Below are 9,218 nucleotides of genomic sequence, written 5' to 3'. Positions count from 1 at the left end.
AGGGGGGGTAGGGGAGGGAAGAACAGAAGTTTTTTCCGATCATTACCCGTCAAAATAAATTTGACGAACTACTAGATATTCGTCCTACCTGTTTGTACCCCTTGATCCTACAGCTAAAAAAATCTTTCCAAAACCTCTTGACATTCTCAAAAAAACCCGCTATATTGTTAAAAGTGAAGAGAAACAAGCCCCCATCGTCTAGAGGCCTAGGACACCTCCCTTTCACGGAGGTAACAGGGATTCGAATTCCCTTGGGGGTACTATCAAAGGGATAGAGAAAGAGTAAAAGTCTTTTTCTATCCCTTTTAACATTTCTGTAGTTTTTGTATAGTGATACAAATGCAGGAATAAATATTTTCAATCTTAATGAATTTATCCTCACGCAAAGGCGCAAAGGCGCAAAGGTAAGAGGTTTAAAAATTAAAGTAAGAAAATTTTATACTGAATATAGCTTTGCCACGCAGGCTGTCTGTGAAAATTAAGGATTATATTCAAATTCACTTTGCGATCGCTACTAATGTCACAATTCAATAACTATAGTTAAACTATAGGGCTTACACATTGACCAAGTTTACCAAATATGTAATGTGGATTTTATCTCTTGTAGGGTGCGTCAGACCCGATAATTTGACAAAAAACAAATTTCCTCTATCTGACGCACCCTACTTGTATAAGAATAAATTAAGTGATATGGAATAGAAGTCCGTACGGTTTAAAAAAAGTTATTATAAAAAATCAATCATGCAGACATCAATTTTCGTTTATATTTATGATGGCAAAGTCTAAAAAGTTTCGTTGGCAAAAAACTAAATATTCTACCTTAGCCCGAAAAATAGACATTTTCAGGGCTGCGGCTAAATTTATGTCATTTCTGTGGTGGGATAGCATTTTTCCTCAAGATTCTTTAGAACATAAGAAAACCCGCGCTACTTGGCTGGTGAATACTTTAATTGATTTAGGTCCTACTTTTATTAAAATTGGTCAAACTTTGTCTACTCGTGCCGATTTATTGCCCTTAGAATATATAGAAGCTTTGGGAACTTTACAGGATCAGGTTCCGGCTTTTAGTAGTCAAGAAGCAATTAAGATGATTGAATTAGAATTAGGTAAACCTGTCCAATTTATCTATAAAGAATTTGATTTTAATCCTTTGGCTGCTGCTAGTTTAGGTCAAGTTCATAAGGCGATATTATACTCTAATGAAGAGGTGGTTGTTAAAGTCCAACGTCCGGGTTTAGATGCTTTATTTAATTTAGATTTTAAAATCTTATTACAGTTAATTAAATTTTGTAATAAATATTTTGCTGGATTAAGAAAGTATAATTTACAATCAATTTATAATGAGTTTTTTGATTTGTTGTTTCAAGAAATTGATTATATTCAAGAGGGTAAAAATTCTGATAAATTTAGAGAAAATTTTCGTGGATATCCGCGAATTATTGTCCCTAAAGTCTATTGGCAATATACGACAACGAAGATATTAACTTTAGAATATAAACCAGGAATTAAAATCAATGATAAGGCGGCTTTGGAAGCTTGCGGAATCAATATTCATAAAGTAAATGAAACGGGGATTTGTTGTTATTTAAAGCAACTATTACAAGATGGGTTTTTTCAAGTTGATCCCCATCCAGGGAATATGGCAGTCAATTCAGATGGTAGTATTATCTTCTATGATTTTGGCATGATGGCAGAAGTCCGAACTTTGGACAAAGAGCAGATGATTAAAACTTTTTTTGCTATTTTAAAAAAGGATAGTAATGAGGTAGTAAATACTTTAATGAATATGGGATTACTTGAACCTATCCCAGACATGACTCCAGTAAAAAGATTAGTCACATTTTTATTAGATAAATTCACCGATAAACCTTTAGATATTAAAGCATTGAGTGAGGTAAAAATTGAACTTTATGAAATGTTTGAACAGCAACCATTTCGCTTACCTGCTCAAATGACATTTATTTTAAAATCCATAACCACATTAGATGGGATTGCCAGAACTTTAGAGCCTCAATATAATCCTACAGTATTATCCCAATCATTTATCAAAAGTCTAGCAGTCACAAAAAGTAAAGGAAATACTATCGCTCAATTAAGCCATCAAGCTAGGGATTTTATTCAATATCAATTGACAAAACCGAATAAAACTGAAGTTTTAGTGAAAAAATTAGCAGAAAGAGTTGAAAGGGGAGAGTTACAATTAAGGGTTAAAAATGTTGAAAGCGATCGCATCTTAGGACAAATTTATCTAGCCATCAAAACCTTAATTTATGCTTGTTTAACAGGATTTAGTCTATTGACGGGGTTAATCTTAATCATCTCTAAGTATCATAATTGGGCGATCGCCATTTTTTGTATATGTGCTTTCTGTCTATATTTATTAGTTAAATCCCTCATAAAATTAGCAATTATCGAAAAAATAGAAAAACTGGGCAAAAAGTGACTGAGGGGCGCAGGCCCTGCGCCCCTACGCTCCTCACATATCAGTTAATTGGTGAGGAAGATAGAGGTAGAGTGAGTGTAAAAGTAATCTCACTGAGTTGAGAATTGAGGATAGGAATGCTCTCAACAGTAATTACACCATTGAGATGTTGCACTAAAGACTTAACCAAAGCCAGTCCTAAACCAGTTCCGGGAATCCAGCGCCCTTTACCACGCCGAAATTTATCGAAGATATAAGCCGATTAAGTTAATTTCTTTAGTACATTCTGACTCTAAGATGTTTAAATATCGGTCTTGACGTTCTGGAGATATTCCTGGTAAACGTAAATTACGGATAGACGTAAGCATATTTGTCAGAGGATAGCGCAAGCGATCGCTAATATTGCTAACAAATTCATCTTTAAGTTCATTTAATTGTTGTAGTTGTTCTACGTATTGCCTAGTTCTTTCATACAATTTTGCTTGGAGACTTCCAAATAAAAAAATGTCCCAAAACTGATGCAGAAATTCTCTCTCTGTGTACTCTGTGCCTCTGTGGTTCGTTTCTTAGGATAATTTATTTCTTGGAAGTCTCTTGGACTTCTAAACTGGGCTGGAGTTGTTCAGTCCGTTCATCTACTAAAGTTTGCACTTGTTGCAATCTTTGGGATTGAATAACAGCATCACTTAATTGAGCGCAAAGCATTTCTATTAAATTTACGTCTGTTGTTTCCCCATTACGAGTAGTTGCTTGGTGTAAAACTACAAATCCTAAAACCTTACCTTGACTTTCCAATGGCATTAATATCCCATGAGGAACCTCTTTAATAGCAAATAAAGGAGCAGAATTACTAGTATTTTCATCTTCACAATTATGACTCATAATTGGTTTTCCCGGATCTGTAAATAGGAGTTGGCATAAACATAGGCAAGAGGCAAGAGGATTCGAGAATATAAAGGTGTACCGAGTTCCGTTCAAAAATCAAATAGGAGTTTTATAGATATAAACCGTAATCCCTCTATAATTAACCTAGAAATATCAACTTTTACATCCGAATTAACACGGGAAACCTGACCTAATCAGTACAATTATCTTAAATAAAGCTAAAAATTAGGATTTTACCCAGTTACTAAGGTAGTGCCTGGGTAAAATTAACTAAAACTGCCGACTAATCAACCAAACTCTCAAGACTCAGAGGAACCATATCACCATTCCTAGTCAGTCCTAATAACATTGATTGTTGCGATTCAATTAATTTACCTGTAAGTACACAGCGCTCATCTTGTTGTGCCACAGCAGCAATACTGGCGCGAATATCAGATTTAGAAAAACGCGGTTTCCATTCACCTGATTTTTGCTGGATATAATTCCAGAGAATATCTCGAATTAAAGACTGATATCCCCGATTGCCAGCGATATCTTTGAGTTTTTCCTTCAGTTCCCGTTCTAGACGAATACTAGTAACTTCCATCTCAGTTGTTGGGGTGCGTGTAATGGTCTGCATGATTTTTTCTCCTTATAGGTATAGACAGGATAGTAATACAAGTGTAGTATGTTTAAAGGAATGTTCAATAGGTGAAATTTTCTGTGAAATCCATTTATCCCATCTCCACCTTTTCACAAGCAACCAAATGTCTCGGCAGTTGGGAATTTGCCGCTGCGGACGTGGAGAATTTATTTATGGGCGAGGATAGCCAACATCAAGGGCAAAGAACAAAAGGCAATTATGATTTTAAATATCCCAGCATGAATTTGCTGAATACAAAACCACAAATAGAGATCAAACGCGGGAGGTACAAGCTAAAAAATGCTGTACCAAAATAAGACGAAAAACCATCAGGTCAATTGTTAACCCCCGCAGTGTCTCAGACAACAAGCGGGGGTTTTTTTATAAGGAGTTAGGCTGTGACAAGCGCAATCCAAGTATTAGAGCAATCTGTGGTCGTGTTTTCCCAGAATTACTTGCCACTGTGTCGAGTAAATATCAAACGGGCGATAGTGTTGCTAGTCAGCAATAAAGCCGAACCATTGGAATTTTCTACAGAAGACGGCTGGTTAATTCACTCATCTAGATTCGTCCTCTCTGTACCCAAACACATTCGCTTAAAAATTGCTGCGACGGAACGAATGTGGAAAGTTCCCCCAGTGAATCGTCGGGAGGTTTTACGACGAGATCATAGCAGTTGTCAATATTGCGGTACTAACAAACATCTCACCCTAGATCATGTCATCCCCCGATCTAAAGGTGGCCGACATACTTGGGATAACGTAGTCATAGCTTGCGAAAAATGTAATTCTCGCAAAGGCGATAAAACACCCGCTGAAGCTGGGATGCTTCTACGTAAATTACCTAAAGCACCTGTTCACCCAACTGTGACATTTGCTGAGAAGTTTTGGATGGATATGCAAGCAAACCTGGAATAACAGGAGAGCAAAAGGAATGCTGAAATTAACTTACACCGATAACAGTTTTTATTTAGAGTGTCTCACTCAATCTCTCGAAGAATGGGTCGCGCAAAGAGTGATTTTGGCACTGCGTGTCAGTCAATCTTTGCGTGTTGAACCCACCACAGCTTCCTTTTTGCTACCTCTTAATTTACCAGGAGTAGAAAGACTGAAGACGGAAGTAAATCGCCATGATAGTGAAATTATGGGCTTATGTAAGTGCGATCCTGAATACTTAGAAGTTACCCTAGATGGTTCTTGGTTATCTGATGGTAATGATGATGCTGTAGGTGTGTTTGTCACCACTATGAGCTATAGTGCGGAGTTTTTTTTGTATAAACTTTGGCAAGAGTCTCAAGTCTGTGCTTCTGTCGTCACCGAATAAGAATTACAGCGGTTTCCGCTCTTATGAGGTACATCTTAGCCCCCTCATCGCACCCCCCTCAATCCCCCCGCTGCGGGGGGAATAAAAGGATAAACTTTTGATACTGGAGGGGGTTGGGGGTGGGGTTCTTATACCTCATAACACCGGGAAGTGCTGTATCATTGCTGCATTTCTAAAAGTTCAGGAACTGTAACAAATCGGTAGCCTTGCTGTTTGAGTCCGCTGATGATTTCTGGCAGGGCTTTCACGGTTCTTTCACGATTTCCACCACCATCGTGCATTAAAACAATAGCTCCTGGTTTAGCATCTCTGATCACATTTTTCACAAATACTTGATATTTTGCACGCGGATCGGTGTCTGCTGAAGTCACCGACCACATGACAACGGAGTTTTTTTGGCTTTTAGCATAAGCAGCTAATCCGTTGTTTAAATAGCCTCCTGGGGGGCGAAAAAAAGATGTTTTTACACCTGTAGTTTGATAAATTAATTCATTTGTTTTTTCAATTTCACTTTTGGCTGTAAATTCATCCATCTTTCGATACCAGTGATGCCAAGTATGATTACCAATAGCGTGACCTTCAGCGACAACTCGTTTACCAATTTCGGGGTTTTCTTGTAAAGCACTTCCTACCCAAAAGAATGTAGCTTTTACATGATTTTGTTTGAGGATATCTAACATTTCTGCGGTGGTTTTTGGCCAGGGACCATCATCAATTGTTAAAGCAATGACTTTCTCTTTGTTGCTGGGTGCGACTTGATAAACGGTTTTTGCCTGATATTTAGCAGGAACAGTAAAATTTAGGGTTTCAACTTTAGCTGGTGGTTGTGATTTGAGATTCACTTGATTGTTAGGAATGGCAACTTTTAAAGACTCACTATTGATTTTTAATTGGTGTGTATTTGGCTTGTTGTTACAAGCTATTAAAGATAATACTATTGTGGCAATGCTAATTATTTTTATGGAATTATAATTTGGGGACATAAAGTTAAAGTTATCTACTATATTGTTTAGAGTTTCAGTCAAAAAAAGATGTTTTTCAAAGATGCGTAGACCGAAAAAACAGTGTTATTATTTATATCTCAAGTTTGAAAATATGAGTTTTTTTCTGTTCCCTGTTCCCTGTTCCCTGTTCCCTTGTCATCACGATAATTTTTAATGTCTACCTACTTAACTTAAATTAAAAAAAATTAATATAGATTACAAATAATAACTAACATCAGATTTTATTAATTTTATCAGGCAAAATTAGCAGTATGCTTAATGATAGGCAACCTAGTTGTAACTTCACGTAATTAGGCGTAAAGAAACTTAATAAGTAGTGAGACAGAATTAATTACACAATGTCATTGCGTTAGCGCAGCGTAGCGTTAGCCATATGGAACGAAGTGAAATGAAGCAATTCCAAGGGTTGTGATTGCTTCCCTTCCCTCGCAATGACTGTAAATATTTTTGTCCAATTACTTATTCATCACTTTTTTGCTCGTTGGTATTAGTTTGACTGCTAATCAGTTAATTTATGCCTAATTACTTAACTTGGTTGTTCAGCATATCAGAAAAACATTCTGATAGCTTGCGTGGCGCAGCCATGGCTCAATACTAGCAGCAATAAACCACAGAAACCCTCACGACAAAGACGTAAATATGATCCAAAAAATTTTGTTGGCTGTCTCCGGTTTGGGACACGCGGAAGAAATGCTCAAGAACTTGAAAGAACTACCTTCATTTCGAGGCGCAAAAGTTACAGTTCTCCACGTTGTTACTCCACAAAGCACCGCGTCTGTAATGACTGATAAATGGGAAGAAGGGGGCAAAATTCTGGCTAAGGCTATTCAGTATTTAAACTTAGACCCTAGCCAAGTTTCTTCAATTTTACGTCAGGGTGATCCCAAGGATGTGGTTTGTCAAGTCGCTGACGAAATGGAAGCTGATTTGATTATTATGGGTTCACGGGGAATGAAGCGACTACAATCAATTTTCTCCAATTCCGTCAGTCAGTACGTTTTTCAATTGTCTTCTCGTCCCATGTTGCTGGTGAAAGATGACATTTATGTCAAGAACATTAAGCGCGTTATGGTGGCAATGGATAATTCTGATGCTGCTAAAAATTGCTTAAATTTAGCTTTGTTCTTACTCCGGGGTGTTACGGGTGGACAATTGGTTTTAGCTAATATTAATGTAGATTTAGGTGGTAAACTATCAGGTATTACTGACCTCAAACCCGAGAAGAATTCTGTTTTGGGAATGGCTTTAGCAGAAGCTCAAAGACAATCTGTAGCAGTCCGTTGTGTTACCAGCAGTGGTAAACCAGGAGAAGAAATTTGTCGTTTAACTAATGAGTTGAATATAGACTTATTATTGATTGGTTCTCCGGACCGTCGCCCATCTATTGCTAAGAGTTTTGTTGATATAGATCGGCTAATTGGCTCATCTTTATCTGATTATGTTCGTGTTAACTCTACCTGTCCAGTGCTTCTGGTGCGTACTACTGTGTAATGTCTTTATATTAGCGATTCATAAATAAAAACCCCTGCACTATATTTAGTTTAGGGGGGTTTTTATCTTATCTATCTTTTCCACCGATTTTAAATTGCTCACAAAAGCTAATAAGTAGGTGGGTGTTAAAAATTGTCGTTGGGGCAAGGGAACAGGGAACAGGGAACTCTTAACTGGGAACAGGGAACAGGGAACAGGGAACAGGGAACAGGGAACAGGGAACAGGGAACAGGGAACAGGGAACAGGAAGAGAGTTTTGAGTGATTTTACTTTTCTTCACATACCTTTAAATTTTTCTGTTCACCTACTTAGGAACGCAAATTTAATAACCTGCAATTCTGATGTAACCTGGAATGGTGCGTTACGCTGTCGCTAACACACCCTACTTTTGCACCTTATTTAATTCACATTCCTTAGCTGTTCGCAAAGCTGTTAATTAACTTTCGCGGCTGGAAGTTTGGATGTAAAGCATGATTAAAAACACGGCGGGTACTAGTACGAACAAAATGCTCGCTACGAAACCCAAATCATTAACTTGCATAGCAAGATAGCCTTTTATGTAATTTCGAGTCAACTATTCCAGAATAGCATTATAGATGACAGAGTGAAGCCAAATTTTTTAAAAGCTCTTAAGGTTTGGTGATGACGGTAATAGGTCCGTTCACTACGGTTTGACAAGCTAGACGGTAGTTGTCAGGCTTGTTTTTGAATTTGCGGTTTTCTAAATCTGTACGTGGAGATAGGTTTTCTAGTCCTTCGATAATTTGGACAACACAAGTAGTACATTGTCCAGCACCGCCGCAATTGGTCATTTTGCCGAAAAATTTATAAATATCAATGCCATTTTCTACAGCTTTGAGTCGGAGATTAGCACCATCTGCGGCGACTATTTCTTTATTCTCTTTGACAAATTTGATGTTTCCCATAGTAGATTCCTGGTAATTGAGGATGTAATTGGATTAATTATATTGATTTATTGCAGAATATTAAGAACTATTAATTTTATGCAAAAAAATAGGACAGGTGGATGTTACCTGTCCAAAAAGTTGGAGATGGGTAATTTATCTAAAACCCACTGCTGCTTGCCAAACAAATGCAAGTAACAAGAAGAAGACGGGAATAACAGGTAATACATCTACCAATGGGTCGAAGATTTGGTAGGCTTCAGGCAATTTCGCTAGTAATAGTGCTGCTTCCATGTTTGTTTAAATCCACCTAATAATCAAATACCTTTTATATGCGATATATATTTTAACATGGTTAGGTGATCCGATTTTGGATTTTAGATTTTGGATTTTGGATTGATTGAGAATCCGGGCGACTAGAAGTCACGGCTACACAGGCGAAACCCACCTGCGTGGGTTTTAAAGGGATTGTGTTGATTCAGTTATCGGTTTTTTCTAGTAGTTCGTCAAATTTATTTTGACGGGTAATGATCAGAAAAAACTTCTGTTCTTCCCTCCCCTACCCC

General features: G+C 37.4%; 11 protein-coding genes, 1 tRNA gene and 1 pseudogene. 6 read left to right on the top strand and 7 right to left on the bottom strand.

Translation table 11 applies throughout. From position 1 onward, the window contains the following. The first annotated feature begins 187 nt into the window (after nt 1–187). Both AN486_RS25115 and AN486_RS25110 read left to right on the top strand, forming a co-directional pair. A tRNA-Glu gene (locus AN486_RS25115) sits at nt 188–260 on the top strand. A 509-nt stretch (nt 261–769) separates the two neighbouring features. Next, nucleotides 770–2,443, top strand: a complete 1,674-nt coding sequence (locus tag AN486_RS25110; RefSeq protein WP_053540743.1) for an AarF/ABC1/UbiB kinase family protein — start codon at nt 770–772, stop codon at nt 2,441–2,443. 40 nt (nt 2,444–2,483) lie between these two features. On the opposite strand, the pseudogene AN486_RS25105 reads toward AN486_RS25110, so the two are convergent. The 3 genes and pseudogenes from AN486_RS25105 to AN486_RS25095 form a co-directional block, all read right to left on the bottom strand. Next, a pseudogene (locus AN486_RS25105) lies at nt 2,484–2,910 on the bottom strand (ATP-binding protein); the annotation flags it as partial. Between the two features lie 88 nt (nt 2,911–2,998). Continuing rightward, entirely contained in the window at nt 2,999–3,304 is a 306-nt protein-coding gene (locus AN486_RS25100; RefSeq protein WP_053540742.1) for a GAF domain-containing protein, read from the bottom strand. Nucleotides 3,305–3,590: 286 nt separating this feature from the next. Further along, the gene (locus tag AN486_RS25095; RefSeq protein WP_053540741.1) at nt 3,591–3,926 is read right to left on the bottom strand and encodes a ribbon-helix-helix domain-containing protein; all 336 of its coding nucleotides are present in this window, start codon (nt 3,924–3,926) and stop codon (nt 3,591–3,593) included. 83 nt (nt 3,927–4,009) lie between these two features. Between AN486_RS25095 and AN486_RS25090 the strand changes: the two genes are divergently transcribed. The 3 genes from AN486_RS25090 to AN486_RS25080 all read left to right on the top strand — a co-directional run bounded on the left by AN486_RS25090 (nt 4,010) and on the right by AN486_RS25080 (nt 5,252). Continuing rightward, nucleotides 4,010–4,246 (top strand): hypothetical protein, encoded by a 237-nt coding sequence (locus AN486_RS25090; RefSeq protein ID WP_234413245.1) that lies wholly within the window; start codon nt 4,010–4,012, stop codon nt 4,244–4,246. A gap of 81 nt (nt 4,247–4,327) precedes the next feature. Continuing rightward, nucleotides 4,328–4,846: an HNH endonuclease gene (locus tag AN486_RS25085; RefSeq protein ID WP_053540739.1), complete on the top strand. Its 519-nt coding sequence runs from the start codon at nt 4,328–4,330 to the stop codon at nt 4,844–4,846. Between the two features lie 16 nt (nt 4,847–4,862). Next, nucleotides 4,863–5,252 carry an alr0857 family protein gene (locus AN486_RS25080; protein WP_039205237.1) on the top strand — a complete coding sequence of 130 codons (390 nt, stop codon included), beginning with the start codon at nt 4,863–4,865 and terminating at the stop codon, nt 5,250–5,252. A 158-nt stretch (nt 5,253–5,410) separates the two neighbouring features. Here the strand turns inward: AN486_RS25080 and AN486_RS25075 are convergent, their stop codons facing one another. Beyond that, complete coding sequence (locus AN486_RS25075) at nt 5,411–6,235, bottom strand: polysaccharide deacetylase family protein (protein ID WP_290602907.1); 825 nt, start codon at nt 6,233–6,235, stop codon at nt 5,411–5,413. 660 nt (nt 6,236–6,895) lie between these two features. Here AN486_RS25075 and AN486_RS25070 point away from each other — a divergent pair. Continuing rightward, nucleotides 6,896–7,747, top strand: coding sequence for a universal stress protein (locus AN486_RS25070; protein ID WP_290602906.1), 852 nt, complete (start codon nt 6,896–6,898; stop codon nt 7,745–7,747). 436 nt (nt 7,748–8,183) lie between these two features. Here AN486_RS25070 and psbM read toward each other — a convergent pair whose 3' ends face one another. From psbM to AN486_RS25055, 3 genes are all read right to left on the bottom strand, one after another. Beyond that, entirely contained in the window at nt 8,184–8,288 is a 105-nt protein-coding gene (gene psbM, locus AN486_RS25065) for a photosystem II reaction center protein PsbM (RefSeq protein ID WP_071992815.1), read from the bottom strand. A gap of 88 nt (nt 8,289–8,376) precedes the next feature. Continuing rightward, nucleotides 8,377–8,673: a 2Fe-2S iron-sulfur cluster-binding protein gene (locus AN486_RS25060; protein ID WP_053540736.1), complete on the bottom strand. Its 297-nt coding sequence runs from the start codon at nt 8,671–8,673 to the stop codon at nt 8,377–8,379. 135 nt (nt 8,674–8,808) lie between these two features. Beyond that, nucleotides 8,809–8,946, bottom strand: coding sequence for a photosystem II reaction center protein K (locus AN486_RS25055; RefSeq protein WP_006195022.1), 138 nt, complete (start codon nt 8,944–8,946; stop codon nt 8,809–8,811). Nucleotides 8,947–9,218: the final 272 nt, after the last annotated feature.

This window comes from Anabaena sp. AL93 (genome assembly GCF_001672085.1).
GTDB lineage: Bacteria > Cyanobacteriota > Cyanobacteriia > Cyanobacteriales > Nostocaceae > Dolichospermum > Dolichospermum heterosporum.
The sequence above is the reverse complement of the archived record's forward strand: the minus strand, read 5'-3'. Positions and strand labels throughout refer to the sequence as shown.